General features: G+C 60.5%; 21 protein-coding genes. 1 reads left to right on the top strand and 20 read right to left on the bottom strand.

Annotated elements, in window-relative coordinates:
• Positions 1–33: 33 nt before the first annotated feature.
• From I2B62_RS01525 to I2B62_RS01450, 16 genes are all read right to left on the bottom strand, one after another.
• The gene (locus I2B62_RS01525) at positions 34–297 is read right to left on the bottom strand and encodes a helix-turn-helix domain-containing protein (protein ID WP_195267215.1); all 264 of its coding nucleotides are present in this window, start codon (positions 295–297) and stop codon (positions 34–36) included.
• Positions 279–500, bottom strand: a complete 222-nt coding sequence (locus I2B62_RS01520; protein ID WP_195267214.1) for a hypothetical protein — start codon at positions 498–500, stop codon at positions 279–281. The genes I2B62_RS01525 and I2B62_RS01520 overlap by 19 nt, the downstream gene beginning before the upstream one ends.
• Positions 488–1,147, bottom strand: coding sequence for a hypothetical protein (locus I2B62_RS01515; protein ID WP_195267213.1), 660 nt, complete (start codon positions 1,145–1,147; stop codon positions 488–490). Before I2B62_RS01515 ends, I2B62_RS01520 begins: the two co-directional genes overlap by 13 nt.
• Positions 1,131–1,931: a phage regulatory protein/antirepressor Ant gene (locus tag I2B62_RS01510; RefSeq protein WP_195267212.1), complete on the bottom strand. Its 801-nt coding sequence runs from the start codon at positions 1,929–1,931 to the stop codon at positions 1,131–1,133. Before I2B62_RS01510 ends, I2B62_RS01515 begins: the two co-directional genes overlap by 17 nt.
• 96 nt (positions 1,932–2,027) lie before the next feature.
• Positions 2,028–2,594 carry a DUF6431 domain-containing protein gene (locus I2B62_RS01505; protein WP_195267211.1) on the bottom strand — a complete coding sequence of 189 codons (567 nt, stop codon included), beginning with the start codon at positions 2,592–2,594 and terminating at the stop codon, positions 2,028–2,030.
• 125 nt (positions 2,595–2,719) lie between these two features.
• On the bottom strand, positions 2,720–3,244 hold the full coding sequence (locus tag I2B62_RS01500) for a hypothetical protein (protein WP_195267210.1): 525 nt from the start codon (positions 3,242–3,244) through the stop codon (positions 2,720–2,722).
• Positions 3,234–3,806: a hypothetical protein gene (locus I2B62_RS01495; RefSeq protein WP_195267209.1), complete on the bottom strand. Its 573-nt coding sequence runs from the start codon at positions 3,804–3,806 to the stop codon at positions 3,234–3,236. The genes I2B62_RS01500 and I2B62_RS01495 overlap by 11 nt, the downstream gene beginning before the upstream one ends.
• Before the next feature lie 22 nt (positions 3,807–3,828).
• Positions 3,829–4,413 (bottom strand): hypothetical protein, encoded by a 585-nt coding sequence (locus tag I2B62_RS01490; RefSeq protein WP_195267208.1) that lies wholly within the window; start codon positions 4,411–4,413, stop codon positions 3,829–3,831.
• Positions 4,414–4,523: 110 nt separating this feature from the next.
• Entirely contained in the window at positions 4,524–5,087 is a 564-nt protein-coding gene (locus I2B62_RS01485; protein ID WP_195267207.1) for a hypothetical protein, read from the bottom strand.
• Positions 5,088–5,100: 13 nt separating this feature from the next.
• Positions 5,101–5,724 (bottom strand): hypothetical protein, encoded by a 624-nt coding sequence (locus I2B62_RS01480; RefSeq protein ID WP_195267206.1) that lies wholly within the window; start codon positions 5,722–5,724, stop codon positions 5,101–5,103.
• Between the two features lie 2 nt (positions 5,725–5,726).
• Positions 5,727–6,026, bottom strand: coding sequence for a hypothetical protein (locus I2B62_RS01475; protein ID WP_195267205.1), 300 nt, complete (start codon positions 6,024–6,026; stop codon positions 5,727–5,729).
• Entirely contained in the window at positions 6,026–6,532 is a 507-nt protein-coding gene (locus I2B62_RS01470; RefSeq protein ID WP_195267204.1) for a hypothetical protein, read from the bottom strand. The genes I2B62_RS01475 and I2B62_RS01470 overlap by 1 nt, the downstream gene beginning before the upstream one ends.
• Positions 6,533–6,567: 35 nt before the next feature.
• On the bottom strand, positions 6,568–7,038 hold the full coding sequence (locus I2B62_RS01465) for a hypothetical protein (RefSeq protein WP_195267203.1): 471 nt from the start codon (positions 7,036–7,038) through the stop codon (positions 6,568–6,570).
• 167 nt (positions 7,039–7,205) lie between these two features.
• The gene (locus I2B62_RS01460) at positions 7,206–7,895 is read right to left on the bottom strand and encodes a response regulator transcription factor (RefSeq protein ID WP_195267202.1); all 690 of its coding nucleotides are present in this window, start codon (positions 7,893–7,895) and stop codon (positions 7,206–7,208) included.
• A 1-nt stretch (position 7,896) separates the two neighbouring features.
• Positions 7,897–9,252 (bottom strand): HAMP domain-containing sensor histidine kinase, encoded by a 1,356-nt coding sequence (locus I2B62_RS01455; protein WP_195267201.1) that lies wholly within the window; start codon positions 9,250–9,252, stop codon positions 7,897–7,899.
• A gap of 61 nt (positions 9,253–9,313) precedes the next feature.
• Entirely contained in the window at positions 9,314–11,596 is a 2,283-nt protein-coding gene (locus I2B62_RS01450) for an ATP-binding protein (RefSeq protein ID WP_195267200.1), read from the bottom strand.
• Positions 11,597–11,811: 215 nt separating this feature from the next.
• Between I2B62_RS01450 and I2B62_RS01445 the strand changes: the two genes are divergently transcribed.
• Complete coding sequence (locus tag I2B62_RS01445) at positions 11,812–13,290, top strand: GntR family transcriptional regulator (RefSeq protein ID WP_195267199.1); 1,479 nt, start codon at positions 11,812–11,814, stop codon at positions 13,288–13,290.
• A 38-nt stretch (positions 13,291–13,328) separates the two neighbouring features.
• On the opposite strand, the gene I2B62_RS01440 is transcribed toward I2B62_RS01445, so the two are convergent.
• The 4 genes from I2B62_RS01440 to larC all read right to left on the bottom strand — a co-directional run bounded on the left by I2B62_RS01440 (position 13,329) and on the right by larC (position 16,997).
• Positions 13,329–13,748: an SRPBCC family protein gene (locus I2B62_RS01440; protein ID WP_195267198.1), complete on the bottom strand. Its 420-nt coding sequence runs from the start codon at positions 13,746–13,748 to the stop codon at positions 13,329–13,331.
• Positions 13,749–13,770: 22 nt separating this feature from the next.
• Entirely contained in the window at positions 13,771–14,517 is a 747-nt protein-coding gene (locus tag I2B62_RS01435) for a GNAT family N-acetyltransferase (protein WP_195267197.1), read from the bottom strand.
• Between the two features lie 171 nt (positions 14,518–14,688).
• A complete protein-coding gene (locus I2B62_RS01430; protein ID WP_195267196.1) occupies positions 14,689–16,470 on the bottom strand; it encodes a hypothetical protein in 1,782 nt (593 codons plus the stop codon).
• A 26-nt stretch (positions 16,471–16,496) separates the two neighbouring features.
• A complete protein-coding gene (larC, locus tag I2B62_RS01425; protein WP_243259383.1) occupies positions 16,497–16,997 on the bottom strand; it encodes a nickel insertion protein in 501 nt (166 codons plus the stop codon).
• Between the last annotated feature and the right edge of the window lie 195 nt (positions 16,998–17,192).

The raw sequence follows: 17,192 nt of genomic DNA, 5'->3' as shown, positions 1-17,192 counted from the left end.
ACCTCCTTTCGATTTCCTGACTTTAGTTTACCATCACAGGTGCTCCCGGTATATGGACAGTGTAAAGTGACCACTCTGGTCCGATTGGTCAGCCGGGGCCGGGGGCGGCTCTCCCAGAAAAGCGGTCAGCTGCGCCCTGCTGTAGGCGCTCACGGGCTGGCCCCGCTCTGCCCGGAACACGGTCTTGTGGCTGAGGCCGGCCGCGTCGGCCAGGCCCTGCTGGGTGAGCCCTCTGGCGCGTCGGCTTTCCCGCAGCCATCGGCCAAAGGCAGCGTCCATCACGTTTCCGCCACCCACTGCTGGCGCAGCACCAGGCCCGGGTGGTTATCCTCAGTCTCGTCCAGGGCTTCGGCGAAGCGGGCCTCGGCCTCCTCCAGGGTGTGGGCCCGGATGCTCAGGCGCAGGGTTCCCTCGGCCAGGCACTCGTAAACCGTGTAGCCCGGATCCTCGTAAAAACGCTCGTTGTACAGGTCGGTGTAGCGGTCTTTTAATAGGCCCATGCTTTTTCCTCCTCGGCTTTTTTATCCCGCAGGGCCATGCCGGCCCAGAAGCGCTGGACCGGATCGGGATATTCGGCCTCGAGCTGCTGCTTTTCTTCCTCGGTGAGCTGGGGCGGAATGTTGAAGCCGTTGGGGTTGGCCGCCTCATCCCCCGGTAATGCTTTTATATTTATATATTTATTATTTATATCAAAATCAGAAGAAAAGCGGTTTGGTTCCCGGGGTGGTTCCAAAATAAACCGGGCCGGATTTCCCGGGGTTTCCCCACGGGGTTTCCAGACCGTGCAGGCTCCGGAAGAAGCCGTGGAAGCCAGGTGAACCTGGGCCAACTCGGTGTCAAAGGGCACCAGGGCGTAACGGGCGGGCTGTCCGCCGGAAGCCTTCTGGTATTCCACCCTGGAATTCCGGATCAGCTCCTGCCGCAGGTCCCAGAGGCGTTTCGAGGACATTCCGTCCATGAAGCCGCACAGGTCCCGGCTGTCTACCTCGAACCACACGGGCCAGCACCAGCTGCCGTCCTCGTCCTGTACGGCGGCGGCGTTGTTGCAGGTAAAGAGGTACACCCAGAGGCCCAGATATTCCAAGACCTTGTGGCGGCGGCAGCGCAGCCAGGCCATAAAGCTTAAAAACTCAGTCACGAAGTTCATGCTGGCCACGCTCCAATACCGGGTAAATGCTGTTTTCGGCCAGCAGCTCGTACAGAAACCGCTTGCCCTTCTGGGTCCACTGCAGGCTCTCCACCACCATGACGCTGCCGTCCTTTTTGCGGATGGTATCGGACCGGGTGGCGGCAAAGCCTTCGTCCTGCCAGGGCTCGTACAGGTACCACCGGCTGCCTTTTTTGTACTGGACGCCCAGGCTGCAGAGCAGACGGTTCATAAACTCGGCGGTCATGCCGTAGTCCTTGGCAATGCCGCTGATGGGCACCAGGGCCCTGCTGGCGAGCACGGTTTTGGCGTAGTCGGCCTCGCGCTTCAGCCCGGCGACGATACGCTCGGCCTCCAGCAGCGCGGCGGCCAGCAGGGTCTGGTCTGCCGGCAGGTGGGCTGGCGGACAGCGCAGGGCCTGCTCCATGCGGTTAAAGGCCTGAATGTACTTAAGCTTCCAGCTCAGGGCGCGCGGGCCTGTAAAGCCCATGACCAGAAGGGCGAAGCCGTCCCGGGTGATGAGGTACTCCTTGCGGCACCGGCCGCCCGCGTCCAGGTAGGAGGACTCGGTAAAGAGACCGGCGCAATTTTGCGCTCTGGTCTCACGCAGCAGCACCGTGATCCGCCGCAGCACGCTTTTGTGCTCTCTCAAAAAGTCTCCGGCTACCTGCCGGCTGCTGACCACGGGGCGGTTCTCCCAGAGGGTCACGGGGATTTCGGGGCCGCTGTCCGGGCTTTGGACCGCAGGGGCCTGAGGGCTTTTTAATTCTGTGTTGGTGTTCATGTTATTCTCCTTATAATAAATTTGTATCATCCTTTTGTGATGATGCCTTTATTTTATTGCAGCCAGGAGCCTTTGTCCTCTCAAAGTCGATGCAAATCATCTTTTTTGATTGAGCAGCTGCTGGATTAGCCGGCCCAGCCAGCCGGGCTGGCTGCCGTAGGCCTCGCGCAGGCAGTCCAGCGCTTTGCCGGGCAGGGCCTCCAGAGCCTCCTGCGCCTCCTGAACCAGACAGAAATCCGGCGGGTCCTCCCCGCCGCACACTTGCTCCAGCCATTTTGGGGCCGCCTCGGTGAGCCACTGGTACAGGCGGCTCTGGGTGTTGGGCGGGCAGGGCATGTCGGCGCTGCCCTGGGCCACGGCCTCGTGGGCCTTGGCGCTGTAGCGGCGGTAGGGCAGAACCGCGTTGGGCAGGTTGCGCACCGGGTGGTCGTGGTAGTAGCAGTCCTTGTTGTCGCAGACCACCCGCCGCGGGGTCAGGCGCATGGGCTCCCCCGCGGCGCCGGTCATGCTGCGGCCAAAGGTATCCCGGTGGCTCATGGGCGCGCCGCAGCACGGGCAGCTTGGCATGCCGTGGTACTCAATTCTGTAGCGCTGGGGCACACTCAGGTCCAGCTCACTGTTTTCCTGTTCATCCAGGGTCAGGGTTGCGTTTGATAAAATCATGTTCTCCTCCTCTTGATACTGTGTTATTTTTTTGACAAATAAAAAAAGAACTGAGACTTGCTGGTCTTCAGTTCTTTTCTCCGGGTGACACCCACTGTCCCGGCTTGGTATGCTGTTGTCGCCCCTCAGGGCGTATTTTCGATCCAGACATGGTACTGGATCACGCCCTTGTACTGCCCGGCCACAGCGTCTGCAAAGGCGTAGGGCGCGAAGCCCAGGCTTACGGGCACGGGCTGCCCGAGGGCCATGACGGTCTGGCTCTGCCGGGCGCTGCCGGGGCTGCCGATAAAGGGCGCGGCCCGCAGGGTGCTGCCGGCCCGCACGGTGCTGGCAAGGGTCATCTCCTGGGGCAGGCCCAGGGCCAGCTGGTGGCCGTCCAGCAGATGCACCTCGGTGAGCTGCACGTCACCCACGGCGTACTCACGGCCGCCGGAAGCGGGCGCGATGGTCAGCGCCCCGGGGATCACCACCACAAAGTGTTCGTCGATGTGCATGTCCACGGCCACGCTGCCCTCGGCCTTCATGGTGGAGGGGTCGGGCGTGACCACCTGGGCGGCAGCAGCGGGCCCGGCGGCCAGCAGCAGGCAGAGGGACAGCAGCAGTGTGTTCAGTTTTGTTTTCATGGCTTTGCTCCTGCGTTTAATCCACATATTCCAGCCCAATCTCGAATTGGACGACGCCCTGGTACAGACCTGCCGTTGGAGGCTTTCCGAGCTTGAGATAGCCAGCCTGCTGCCCTCCGTTTTTCAGCTCCGCAAAAGTGCTGTTTGGATACACCTGTTCATCCCCCGACCCTGTTATCTTCTTAAAGACATAATACTCGACAGACTCATCGGTTGTTGCTCCAGATAACACCTTAGTCAATTTGAAATTTGGATCGCCAGACTCGCCATTGATTTTGAAACGGACCTGGTAGTGCTCATTGACATACGCCTGTTTTGACGCATCATTGTTGTACGGTGTCATCCCTGTGACTTCAACATTCAGGTCCACCATTACATTCTCGTCCGCAATACTGGGGCTCCCAAAATCCAGTTTATCAGGGATGCGGATTTTATATTCCGGCAGAACAAAGTGGGCCAATACGCTGGTATTAGAAGCGGGTGTGGGCGCCGGTGACGGCGCTGGGTCTGGCGTCCCGGCTGACACCGGGGCGGCGGACAGGAGCAGCAGGCCCAGGCACAGCAGGGCTGCGGTTATTTTCTTTTTCATCTTATAATGCCTCCTCGTGTGTTCACGGTCCGTTTTGGGTAATTTCCGATGTAAAGAGCAGGATGCCCTTGTACTGGTCCATCGATTGGCCCCTTGCAGGCTCGTATGTCTTGAGCTTTATATCCCGTTGAATGTCTTTTGACAAGTCTTTTGTCCCGACCTGGGCAATGACGTCCCCGGACTGTACTTTACCCCCAGTGGCATCGCAGACCCAGTAGCTGAGCGAGGACTTTCCATCCGGGCTTTTCAGTTCAAATTTACCGTCAGGCTGCGGATGACCTTCTTTATCGCCGGGAGCGACGCTCACCTTGATGGTATACCCGTCTGGATTCGGGTCAATGGCTTTAAACACAATCGCATCCGTTACCTCGACATCCGAGTCTTGATTGGTGATCTCAGAATTCTCAACGTTTTTACCGGTCCAGTACCTGGTTCCAAAGTCGATCTTCTCTGGGTAGGTGATCGAATAACTGGGCATCACATAATTCACGGAGACCGGCACAGTGGGCTTGGCTGGGCCTGATTCCCCGGCCAGAACGGGCCGGACCGGGGCGGCCAGCAGAGCGGCCAGGAGCAGGGCGGCGGTGTGCTTCATTTTTATTTTCATTTTTAATTTCTGCCTCGCTTTCTGTTCTTGATGCTTCAATACAGGCCGCCGCCAAGGGGCTCCCCCCGGGGCCAAAAAGGCCGGGCGCCCTTTGACAGCCAGAGCGGCTGTTATTGCGTGTCCTGGCATTTCAGACTCACACTAAAATTGAGTACGCCTTTATATACACCATCCTTATCCTGATCTGGCGGTGACAGTACGATCTTACCCGTTTGCTCCTCATCCTTCGCCAGGGTCGCAAAAGAACCGTTAACGGGCACCTCCTCCGGATTTGTCCCGACAAACTTATAGACCTTGTATTCGGCTACCAAGTTTCCTCCCTCCGGCGTACCTTGTAACAGGACAAACGCATGATGTGTACCACCGCCATAAATATCGAAATTAACCCGGTAGTGGCTCTCGACCCACGCCTGTTCGGCAGGATCATCGTTGACGGCCTTTATTTCCTGGACAGAAACCTTCAGTTCCTTCTCCAGGTCGCCGTCCGCTCGAACCTGATCGCCAAAATCCAGATCTTTGGGGACAGTGACCAGATAGCTGGGAAGCATATAGCTGAGGGATACGTCGGCGGTCTCCTCTCCGGTTGTGGGTACGGCTGACTCTGCCGCCGCCTGGGAGGCCGGCAGAACCAGCAGACCCAGACACAGCAGGGCCGCGGTTATTTTCTTTTTCATCTTATAACGCCTCCTATGGTGTGCTTGGATTTCTACGGACCAGCTCTGAGCTAAAGACCAGCGTGCCCTTGTACTGGCCCAGCTCTCTGCCCCTGGCAGGCTCGTACGCGCCCAGCATTATCTTCTGGGTCACTTCAGTGTTTTCAGGGTTTGTGTTCAGACCAAAGGAACCCCCGGATATTACTTCGAGCCCCGGCTTGCCTGCCTCACCTTCCAGGTAGATCCGGTACCGGAGAGGTGTCTGTTCGGTCTCGTTTTTCAGCCAGAATTCACCTGCCTTATCCTGCGTGGGCTTCGGGTCGCGGGCTTCGACGGTCACATTGACAGAATACAGGCTCTTACGATCGGGCGGGCTCACCTCGCCGAGTATAATCGCAGCCTCTGTCCAGTGGACAGGCTGCACATTCTTTGTACCATCGTCAACACCGTTACCGGTCCAGTACATATTGCCAAAATCAATGCGTGCAGGTATGGTTATGGTATAACTGCGCGTTATATAATTCACTTTGAGCCCTGCACTGGGCACGGGTATGCTTACCTGTTGTTGACTGTCCCCGGCCAGAACGGGCCGGACCGGGGCGGCCAGCAGGGCGGCCAGGAGCAGGGCGGCGGTGATGTGCTTTGTTTTTATTTTCATTTTCAATTTCTGCCTCGCTTTCTGTTCTTGCTGCTCATATGCAGGGCCACGGCTCCGGTCCCCAGCGCCAGGGCGCCAGCGGCCCCCCAGACCATGCCGGCCATGCCGGTGGGCGGGTTCTGGCCCTTCTGCCCGGAGGGAGGGTTCTTTCCGTCCCGGGCGGCCCGGTCGGCGTCGATGAGCTCCTGGGACACACCGACGGTCAGGTCGCTGCCGTAGGTGGCGGCGTCCTGGGCGCAGACCACCGGGGCGGACAGGCCCAGCCACAGGGTGACGGCCAGGAGCAGGCTCAGTTTTTTCATCACGGTACCTCCACAAGTTCAAAGCTCAGGCGCAGGGTATCCTTTGCCTGGCGGCTCACGTATTTTCCCGCTCCGGCCTGGCGGGCGGCCGCGCTGTCAAAGGCGGCGTACAGGCCGCAGGGCTCGCCGGCTGTCAGCAGGGTCTGGCGGGTGCGCGCGGTCTGTCCGGCGGGCGCCAGGGCGGCCTGGTAGCTCAGGGTGCTGCCGGGCCCGGCTGTGCCTTCCCGGTACAGGCGCAGGGCCGGCTGCACAATGCTGACCTGCAGGGCCCTGCCCTCGGGCAGAACGATTTGGTCGGCCAGGATATCGCCCAGTTCGTACTCCAGGCGGCCGTCGTAGCTCAGGCTGGCCCGCTCGGGTATGACCACGCGGTAGGTGGCTTTCGGGATAAAATTGACCGAGACCGGAACGCTGCGGTCCGGGCTCTCCGCCCGGCACACGCTGCCGCCGGCCGCGGCCAGCAGCACGCCAAGGAGCAGGACGGCTGTGAATTTTCTGCGTTTCATAACGTTTCCTTTCCGCCGCGGTGCGGCAAATCCGGTCACTCAACGATGAGCTGGGTTTTGACTGCCGCGCCGTTCATGGGGCTGTCATCCTCCAGACCCTTTGTGTTGTAGACAATGGTGGCGTTGTAGCTGCCGGGCGCGGGCACCTTATCCAGCTTTGGGTTCCGGATGCCGGTGCCCGGCTTAAAGAGGCCGGACTGGTAGATGGTCTCCCCGGTGTCCTCGAGCACCAGATCGATCTGGAAGGTGCAGGGGTTGCCCTCGGGGTTCTCAAACTGAACGGCCAGCACCCCGGTGCTGCTGCTGGCTGTGAGCAAAGGGTAGCCCGGCACCTGGATGCCGTCTGGGGCCTGCTGTCCCTCGGGCGTGGGTGTGAGAGCCACCACGCCTGGTTCCATGCCCGGCTCCCTGCCGCCCGCGAAGCGCCAGGCGATAAAGCCGATGGCGGCCAGCAGCAGCAGCGCCAAAACGATGATGAGTCCATTTTTTGCTTTTGATTTTTCCATGCTGTTTCTCCCTGTTGTGCTTATTGTGACTGACGGCGGCGCACCAATAAAAAAAGAAAGCCGGATTTCAGCTTCCTGTTTTTGGGACACGCCTGCACCTGTGTTCATTATACTATAATCCACGCCCCGAAACTGCAAAGGTTACCAATTTGTAACCTTTGGCTGGTTTATTCCTCGGGCCCGAACTGGTAGCCCTGGCCGCGGACTGCGGTGATGGTATAGCCGCTGCCCCGCAGCTTGCTGCGCAGGCGGGAGACTGTGGTCTTGACGGCGCCGCCGCTGCCGGCAGGGGGCAGCTTCCAGACGGCCTCGTACAGCGCGTCCGCGGACACGCTCTGCTCCCCGCTGCGGATCAGAAACAGCAGCAGGGCGAACTCTCTGGGCTGGAGCAGCATGTCCTGTTCAAAGAGAAACCCCCGCTGGGCCACGGTGTCCAGCACCAGGGGGCCCCGCACTACCTCGGTGGCGGACAGGGCCGCCGACCGCCGGATGATCATGGCGTCGATGCGGGCCAGCAGCTCGTCAATGCGGTAGGGCTTGGTCATATAGTCGTCGGCCCCGCCGGTCAGGCCCCGGACCATGCTCTCGTAGTCCTGGCTGCTGGTCAGCATGAGCACCGGAGCCGGAGTGGCCCTGCGCAGCTCGGGGATAAAGGCCAGGCCATCGCCATCGGGCAGCCGGATGTCCAGCACGGCCGCGTCCACCTGGGGCTTCCGGGCCAGCAGACTGTGGGCTTCGGCCAGGCTCCGGGCGGTGAGCACCCGGTAGCCCTTGCGCTGCAGCACGGACTGGTTAAGGGCCAGCACGTGTTCGTTGTCCTCAACCATGAGTACAGTGTGTGAATGTTTGTCGGTCATTTTATCCTCTCCTCTCCATGACAGGCAGTGTCAGGCGCACAGTGGTTCCCTTCCCCGGCGCGCTCACCACAGCGATCTGGCCGCCGTGGGCTTTGACGATCTGGTCGGCGATGTACAGGCCCAGGCCGTGGCTGTCGGGCCCGCCGCCCTTGGCGTAACGTTTAAAGAGCCTTGACATGGCCTCGGGGCTTATGCCCTCGCCGGTGTCGGCCACGGCCACCTCCACCTGTCCGTGCCGCTCCTGGGCGGACAGGGTGATCTGGCCGTTCCGGGTGTGCTTGGCCGCGTTGGTCAGCAGGTTCAGCACTACCTGCAGCAGCCGCTCCCGGTCGCCGTCCACTGGCGGCAGGTCCTGGGGCAGGCTCAGGCGCAGGGTGTTGCCGCCGCCGTCCAGCACGGGAAAGTGCACTTTGGCGGCGTTCTCCAGCACCGGGACCAGGTCCACGGCCTGCCGGTTCAGGGTAAAGCTGCCGTTTTCCATCGCCGCGGCGTCCAGCAGCTGGCGCACCAGGCGTTCCATGCGCCCGGCCTCGCTGTCCACCCGGCGCATGTTATCCCGCACGGCGGCCCGGTCGATGTCGGGATCGTCCATCATCTCCCCGGTGAGCTGGGCAAAGCCGGACACCACGGTCACAGGCACCTGGAGCTCGTGGGAGAGGTCGTGCAGAAAGTTCTGCTTCATGGCGGACACCTCCCGCTCCCGGGTCAGCTCGGCCTCTCTGCGGGCCTGCTCCCTCACGTGGCCCAGCGCAATGACCAGTATGGAACAGGTGGCAAGGCTGCTGATGCCCAGCAGGGTACGGATGGCCACATAACTCACGCTCTGGGCGTCCAGCATGCCGGGCGTGGCCACGGAAATCAGAAAGCAGGACAGCAGCGGCGGCACCCAGATGATGTTCCAGATCCGGGTGTTGTCGATGTCCATCACCGGCTCCAGCACCCGGCGGAAAAACAGAAAGATAAAGGGATAGGTGACCAGATCAAAGACCAGGGTGGCCATGATCATGGCCGGATAGCCTCCGCCGGTGCGCACCATGACAAACTGGGCGATGCCGATGCACACGGCCATAAAGGTATAGCAGATCAGGTACACAAAGAAATGCTTGACGAACCGGTCCCTTATAAAAAAGCAGGATGAGATAAAAAAGATGACAAAGGTAATGCCGCGGTAAAGCCACACGGTGCGCGGGCCCGAGTAGCCAAAGACCAGAAGCGCGGCCACCACCCCGCCCCACACCAGGGCCACAAACAGGCCGATCACCCAGGCGGGCACGCGCAGCCGGCTGCGGAACGGATAGTACCGCAGAAAAAGCGGGCCGAAAAAGGTCAGAAAATTGGCAAACAGCTCGATCCACATAACCGATCTCCTCTCGTTCTTCAATAGGATAAATCTATTATAGGTGTTTTTTGCCTTTATTTCAAGTCTGGGGGACGTCGGGTGTGCGGACCGCCTGTGTCGGGCCCTTGGTCAGTGTTTCCAGCAGGGCGATGAGCTTCTCCCGCTGGATGGGCTTGGACAGGTAGTGGTCCATGCCGGCCTCCATCACGGCCCGCCGGTCCCGGGCGTAGGCGTTGGCGGTCATGGCCACAATGGGAATACTGGCCGCGTCGCCCTTATCGCATCTGCGGATACAGCGGGTGGCCTCCAGGCCGTCCATGACCGGCATCATAATGTCCATCAGAATCACGTCAAAGCTGTTTTCGGGCTGCTGCCTGAAAAGATCCAGGGCCTCCCTGCCGTTGCCGGCCGAAGTCACCACGGCGCCGCACTCCTCCAGGATATATTGGGCGATCTCCAGGTTCAGGGCATTGTCCTCCACCAGCAGAATCCGCACCTGGTCCAGGCCGCTGCAATTTGTTTCCTCCGGCTCGGCCTCCTTTGTCTCGGGCGCTTCGCCGACAGGCAGCCTGAGGCTGACGGTAAAGGTGCTGCCATGGCCCTGGGCGCTCTGGACCTCGATCTCCCCGTCCATCAGATCCACCAGCTGCCGGACAATGGACATGCCGAGCCCGGTGCCATGGTACTGGCTGCGGGCCTTGCCGTCCTCCTGGGCAAAGGGCTCGAAGATTTTCTTCTGGAAAGCCTCGCTCATGCCGATGCCGTTGTCACGGATGGCCAGGTACAGCCCCACGGTCCCGTTGTGCCTGGCCATCTGCCGGGCGGTAAAGACGATCACGCCGCCCTCGGGCGTGAACTTGATGGCGTTGCTGAGCAGGTTGATGATGATCTGGCGCAGGTGCAGGGCGTCCCCGCGCAGGTAGGGGCTGTGGATGTCGGTAAACTTTTTTTCCAGACGGAGCTTCTTTTCAAAGCACTGTCCGGAAACCACGCTGCAGCAGCCCTCCAGCACATCCTTCAAATGAAACACCTCGTCCTCGAGCTCAATTTTGCCGCTCTCGATGCGGGACATGTCCAGCACGTTGTTGACCAGCCGCAGCAGATGCTGCGTGGAGGCCGCGATCTTGCCCAGGCAGTCGGACACCCGGGCCGGATCCTGCATATTGCGCCTGGCAATGTCCGTCATGCCCATGATGCCGTTGATGGGCGTGCGGATATCGTGAGACATGTGGGAAAGAAAAACGGTTTTGGCCTGGCTGGCCTCCTCGGCGGTTCTGACAGCCTGCTCCAGCAGAAGATTACTCTGCTCCTGCTGGCGCATGAACTTCTGGCTGGCCCGGCACCGCACCCCCATATACATGACAATGGACACGCTGGCGATGGCCACAGCTGCAATGGTGCCCATGCCCAGCAGCGTTTTTCTCATAAACTGCTGCATATCGGCGCTCACCACGTCCTCGGGCACAAAGCTCAGCAGGACCCAGCCATTGCTGTTCAGCGGCGCGCTGGTGGCATAGTACCGCTTTCCGGCCGCGTCGGCAAACACCAGGCTGTAGCTCTCACCCGCGGCCACGGCGTCCTGCAGGGCACTGTAGGAGCTGCCGTAGAGAAACCGGTAGTCCCTTAAAGGCGCAAGCACATTGCGGCTGTTGTCCATCGCCCCGCTGGCCTCCTGGCCGTGGTAGACCCGGGCGCCGTCGGCGCGAACAATGTAGTTTTCGCCCTGTCCCGAAAACACCGGCACCTGAAAGGTCTGGTCGAACAAAGCCATGTCCCGGGCCACTGCCACGTGGGTGAGGGTGACGCCGCTGCCGCCTACCACCACGGGCCGGGCCAGACGCAGCACAAACACCATCTCGTCGGTGGTGCTGGGTGTGGACTGCAGGGTGGTGATGACCACCTGCCGGTCTGAGCCCGCGCCGGTCTGGGCGGTCAGCTCACCGGGCAGGGCCTCCTGCCGCCCCGCGCTGTTATAGTAATGCCCCTGGTCGTCAAAGACCAGCAGGGAGAGCCCCTCCTCCTCCTGGGAGAAAGCGTGCTCCTCCTGGCCCAAAAAGCCAGTAAGCCCCTCGAAGGAGGCCAGCGGCATGCTCTGAAGCTGGGTGGAAAAAATGGCCGCCAGGTCCCACTGGGCTGTGGAGATGGTGTCCGTGGTGGTGGTGATCTGTTCGGAGATCTCCTTGAGATAAGCCGCGCGCTCCCGGTAAATCTCCCGCTCCAGAGATCGGTAAAACAAAATGGTCAGCAGGGCTAAAACCGCCACCGCCAACAGAATCCATACAATCAGCAGGGGTGTTCCCCGCTTTACCGCTGCCGCCGGTCCGCTGCTTTCCCTGGCCTTTATCCGGACACTTTTTTTCATTATTACTCTACCTCCCTGCCGGCAGCGCGCCTTTTCCGGTGGCGGCCATCAGCCTTGTTCATATACCATTTTTATTATCAGTATATCAGGAAAAACAAAAAATAACAATGCTGATTCTTCGTTTCTTTAAAAACATTGGCTTTCCCGGCGATCAGTGCTATACTGGAACCAGTCAGCCGCCACGGCCCAAAGGGCTGGGGAAAAGGAGGAAACACATGGAAAATAACATGGATCTGCGGCAGGTTGTCTACCGCGTCCTTTTAACACAGATACAGTTCGGCACCTTTGCCTGCGGCGAGCGCCTGCCCACCATTGAGGAGGCCGCCAAATGGTTTTCAGTCTCACTGGATACAATCCGCCCTGCCTACAACCGCCTCAGGCGCGAGGGTGTCATTACCCTGTCCCAAAAGCTGGGCGCGGTGGTCTGCGCCCACTATGACGCGCAGGCCTCCGAGGCCGCGGTTCAGGAATTGTTCGCCCAACGCGCCGCTGCCATGAGCGACCTGGGCCACGTCATGCCCGCGCTGTTTCTCCACGCCCAGTGGTGCGCCCTCAGGCAGGCCACGCCTGAGCGGCTGGACAGCCTGGAGGCCTCTGCCCGGCAGTGCGAGGTCCCGCCGCCCTTCAAGATCATCCACCAGCTGCAGCAGATCTACGCCACCCTTCAAAACGATCTACTCCTGCGCCTTGTGTGGCGGAGCTATATGTTTTTCCACGCCCCTTTTCTGAGCGTGCCGGAGATTGTCGATTCCTTTAACCGGCAGGAAAACCCTTTCCTTGAGATCATCGCCCTCTGCCGCCAGAAGGACTGGGCCGGACTGTGGCGCGCCCTCGCCGCTTTCCAGAACCGCCTGAGCGCTTCGCTGGACCAGTTCTGCGCAGACCGAATCACAGCCCGGCCCGGGCCAGAGCCGGAGGTTTTCTGCTGGAGCGCCTACCAGAAAACCTCCCAGGTGTGCTACACGCTGGCCCGGTCGCTGCTCAGCCAGATCTGCCGCGGAGAATGCGCGCCCGGCAGCTTTCTGCCCTCGCAGGGCCGTCTGGCAGAGACCCATGGCGTGTCGCTGAGCACCGTGCGCCGTACTCTGAGCCTGCTGTGCGGCGTGGGCGTCACACGCTCGATCAACGGCGTGGGCACACAGGTGCTGCCTCTGGAGGAGAGCGCCCAAAACTGCGATTTCTCAAACCCGGCGGTGCGCAAACGCCTGGTGGAGTTCACCCAGGCTCTGCAGCTGCTGGCCTTTTCCTGCGGCCCGGCGGCCCGGATGACACTGGACGCGCTGGACGACGGCGGCGTCCGGGAATGGTCCGCCCAGCTCGAGCAGGTGCGCTCTCTGGGGCGGCCGGAGCTGGCGCCCTATGTCTGCCTGTCCTTCATCGCCCAACACGTTCCCAGCCCGATCCTGCAGGGCGTTTACCGGGAGCTGGACAGTCTCCTGCTCTGGGGCTGCCCGCTGCGCAGCCTGTACGGCGGCCGGGAGCCCCTGGACAACCGCTTCGGACCATGCCTCGACACCCTGACCGCCTGCCTCTCAGGCCGCGACGCCCAGGGCCTGGCCGCTGAACTGGAAGCCCTGCTGTCCGGCAAGGTTCAGTTCGCCGTGGAACAGCTCGTCCGGCTGGGCTTTGATCGAAGCCAGCTGGTGACGGTGCCCGAGCCCCGCCCGGTATGGCAGGCCCGGGGCAGGGCGTAAAAAAGCCGCTGTCCCTTCCCGGGGCAGCGGCTGGCCGCTTAATTGGCTTCTTCCTCTTTGGTCTGGCGGCCCAGCTCCCGGGCCAGGTCGGCTACGTACAGGTCCTGCTGTTTTTTCAGGTACGAGCCCATAAAAGGCCGCATGAAAAACTTTTTGGGGGCGGCCTCCTCGGTAAAGGTAAAGACGGTCTGGCCGTCTTCTTCGCTGAAGGTGCCCATCCACTGCCCCTTCATGTTGGTGTTTTCCATCTCGAAGGCGTACCGCCTGTTGGGCTCAAAGGCCGTGATGGTAAAGGTGGTGGGATAGCCGTCCTTCGTGTACTCCACAAACCGCCGCCCGTCCAGAATCTCGATTCTGCTCAGGTCGCTGCGCCACGCGCTGTTCTCATTGTTGACCACAATCCCCCAGAGGGTCTCAGCCCCGCAGAGAAAGCGGATTTCTTTTGTTGCTTTTGCCATTTCTTTTTTCTCCTTTTCGTGTTTACCGGTTCAGCAGTTTTTTGAGCGCGCCCGTATTGAGCAGCTGCACGCCCGCGTACTGGCCTTTATAAAAAACCGCCCAGTTGTTAAAGACAGCCGGAAGGGTTTTGGCCTTTTCCAGGGTGTCCACTGCCACCAGCTCCAGCGGAATGTCATTATCCTCGCAGTAGTCCCGGACCTGCTCGATGCAGTTGGGAATAAAGGGGCACTGCAGGCTGTAATAGATGGTCAGCTCCGGGCTGTCCGCCTCCTGCCGCCTTGCGTTCTCCGCAAAGCGCGGCAGCGTGCCATCAAAGGACAGGGCCATGAGCTCATAGTCGCCCACACGGTCCGCCACCTCAAAGCCCTGGCGCTCCAGAAACTTTTTGTCGGACAGGTAGGGCTTTTTCTTCTTCGCGCTCATGATGCACACCCCCGAACAGCCCTGGCTTCTGGCGTCCTGGATACAGTAATCCAGCAGTGCCCTGCCGTGGCCTTTGCCCTTAAAGGAGCCCGATACCCACAGGCAGTAAATGTAGAGATAACGCTCCCCCTCCACGGGCACCCAGGCGGTTTCCAGCGGGGCGTACTCGATAAAGACCTTGCCCTGGGCGTCCAGCTTTCTGAAAACATGGCCCTCGGGCAGCCGCTCCCGCAGCCACTGCTTTTTGGCCGCCACCCCGCACTGGTGCTTTTTATCCGAAATGGCGCAGCACAGGTGCTGGTCGTCCAGATTTTCGACAGTTAAATTGATGTATGCTTCACACATTGGTTCCTCCCTCCCGCGCCATTTGGCACTCTTTTACTATTATACCAAAAAAACCTGACAATGTCTGTCAGGTTTTTGGATTTTGGTGCCAGATACCGGTAAAGCCCGCGAACCACTGGAATCGGGATTCGCCGGCCGGCATTCATTTTTCAAAAGGACATCCTGCTCCGGCTATGCCTGGTACTCCACAATGCTTAAGGCCAGCGCGGCCACCTTCTGCGCGGCGAACTTGCCGCCTGGAATGGCGCGGGTAAGGTGCGCGGCCTTTTCCACGATGTCACCGGCTTCGTCCGGCGTGTATTTCTTCATGGCTGCCGCCACCGCCGCAGGCACGGTCACGTTGAGGATACTACAGGCGCACAGGGCCAGCTCATCCATCACGGCTGCGCCCAGAGGCACTGCCCAGGCCACATCGTTCCGTTCGCCCCTGACCACCTTGGGGATAATGTCATGGACAAAGCCGTCCATTTCCGCCACGTTTTCGCCCACGGTCACCGTGAGGTCCACCAACGGGTCAAAGGACCAGTATTTCCGGGCCAGCTTGGAGGTTCTCCGGGCCGCGGGCTCAATCCGGCGCACCTTGACGGTCACGGCCTCGCCCACCATGCCAGAGAGCAGAACACCCGCGTTCTTTTCGACCTCCGCGATGCGGTCGTCGTCAAATTTAGACACGATGGCTTCCAGGCTGGTACCGGCCTCAAGCTGCCCGTAAGCGTACGCTGCCCGGCGGTGGATCGCCCAGGCCCGTGCCGGCTCGGTGGCGTCGATGAGCATATCGGTCACTGGTCCGCGCCAGAGCTCGTTCGCCTTGCGGCAGACCGTGTTGATGCTCAGCTGGGCCACCTCGGGATCGAGGGAGCAGGCGCTGCGTTCGGCCACGATTTCCTGTCCGGTTTTGGCTGCGTCGCCGCTATTTTTGATCAGGGCCTTCATGCCGATAACCGCGTAGGCGCCCACATGGCCCAGCGGCGCGTTGACCGGACCGCCGGAAAAGCCGGCAATGCCTTCCTGGAAGCAGGAGAAGATTTCGTCAAAGGCCATCATGCCGATAACCGACGGCGCGCCGATATCCTTGAGGATCAGGCCCACGTCGCCCACCAGCTTGGCGGTATCAACTGCTTCGCCGGTCACCTTGAAATGGAGTTCTTCCGGCAGGCCTGCGGTGGCTGCCGCAGATTTGCCCACCAGATAGGCGGAGCTTGTCCGTCCGTAGACGCCCTCGCCCTCAGGCACCTCGGCGTCGGGATGGATAATCTCCAGAATGGCGGCAGCGCCCAGCACCGCAGCGGTGAAGGGATGGGGAACCATCACCGCGCCTGCCATGGCGTCCAGCATGGCCTGCGTGCCGATGCGCGCGCCATTGACGGCCAGTTCAGGCCAGACATAGTCCTCGCCCAGGGCGCTGTGGCCGTAGAGCGGGCCGCCGCCCACGTTCACGGGCACATTACGGCCGTCCAGTGTGGAGAGCGTCCCCTCCAGCATGGCCTTGTTAATGGCCAGCACAGCCGGGAAAGCCGAGATTTTATTGTTCATTTTGGCAGTGGGGATGGCGGCCACGCCGCTGCGGTCCACACCGGCCAGCATGCGCGCGGTGGCGCCGAGCTTCCGGTTGCCGGCCGGGATCCCCACCTGGGCGGCAGAGCCAGCCAGATACATGATACAGGCCGTGATCAGCGCCGCGTTGGCCCCGTCCGCGCCGGATTTCTTGGCCACATTGACGGCCTTTTCCAGAATATCGTCCACGGGCAGCCGTCTGGCGTCTGCAAACTCGATGGAGAGCTGCTCCCCTTTTAAAAGCTCCCGGGTGATCACATTGGCCACCGTGTGGATAGCCATATTGACCATGCCGTGGCCGCCGGCCAGCGCCTCGATCCGGTCATTGGTCAGATTTGAAATATTGGATACCGAAGCCATTTCTACCGCAGAGATCACTCTGCTTTTTACATCATTCATGATATTCCCTCCTGAAAATCCTTGAATTAAAGATGGTGTACACTGTTTTCTTCGTCCCGCAGGACCGAAAAGGCAATGTGGTAGGCCGCGTCGTAGGTGACGGGCTTCTGCCACTTTTCATAGACAGCCTCCCGCAGCGCCATGACACTGTCGTGCTCCGGCCGCAGGCTGCCGCTCTCAAACCGCTTGCCCTCCACGCTGAAGCTTAGCCGTTCTCCCCCGTGCTCGATGACCACGGGGCGCTTCAGCTTGTCGTTATACTGGTAGCGGTGCTCGGTGCTGAGCTTATGCCAGCCGCCGCTGGTCAGCTCTCCGGCAATGACCGCCTCAACCGCGTCTCCGGAAGCGGGGCAGCAGTCGATAAAAAACACGTAGGACGGCCTGTTTTTTTTGGTGATGGCGGACACCACCTGGACATTTGCGGCCCCCGCGCCGTAAAGGCGGTCGATGGCCTGGCCCACACATTCGCCTGTCAGGTGGTCAACCTGAACCATAAAGACAAGCCCGTTTTTTGAATGAATCTCCATAACGCCTCCTTCCTCTGATATCCTTGATACTCTTTTTCTATTGAACAGCGTTTTTATTAAAATAAGTCGTTTGCAAAACCGCGAATAATGGAATAGGCGCAAAATTTGGCGCAGAACAAAGACGATTTCCGCATTGAATAAAACAAGCAATCGAAAGAATTGATGCCATACACGTACAAGCTCGAAAAGAAGAAT

It is taken from the genome of Eubacterium sp. 1001713B170207_170306_E7 (assembly GCF_015547515.1).
Lineage (GTDB): Bacteria > Bacillota > Clostridia > Eubacteriales > Eubacteriaceae > Eubacterium.
Note: the sequence above shows the minus strand (reverse complement) of the source record. Positions and strands in the feature narration are given on the sequence as shown.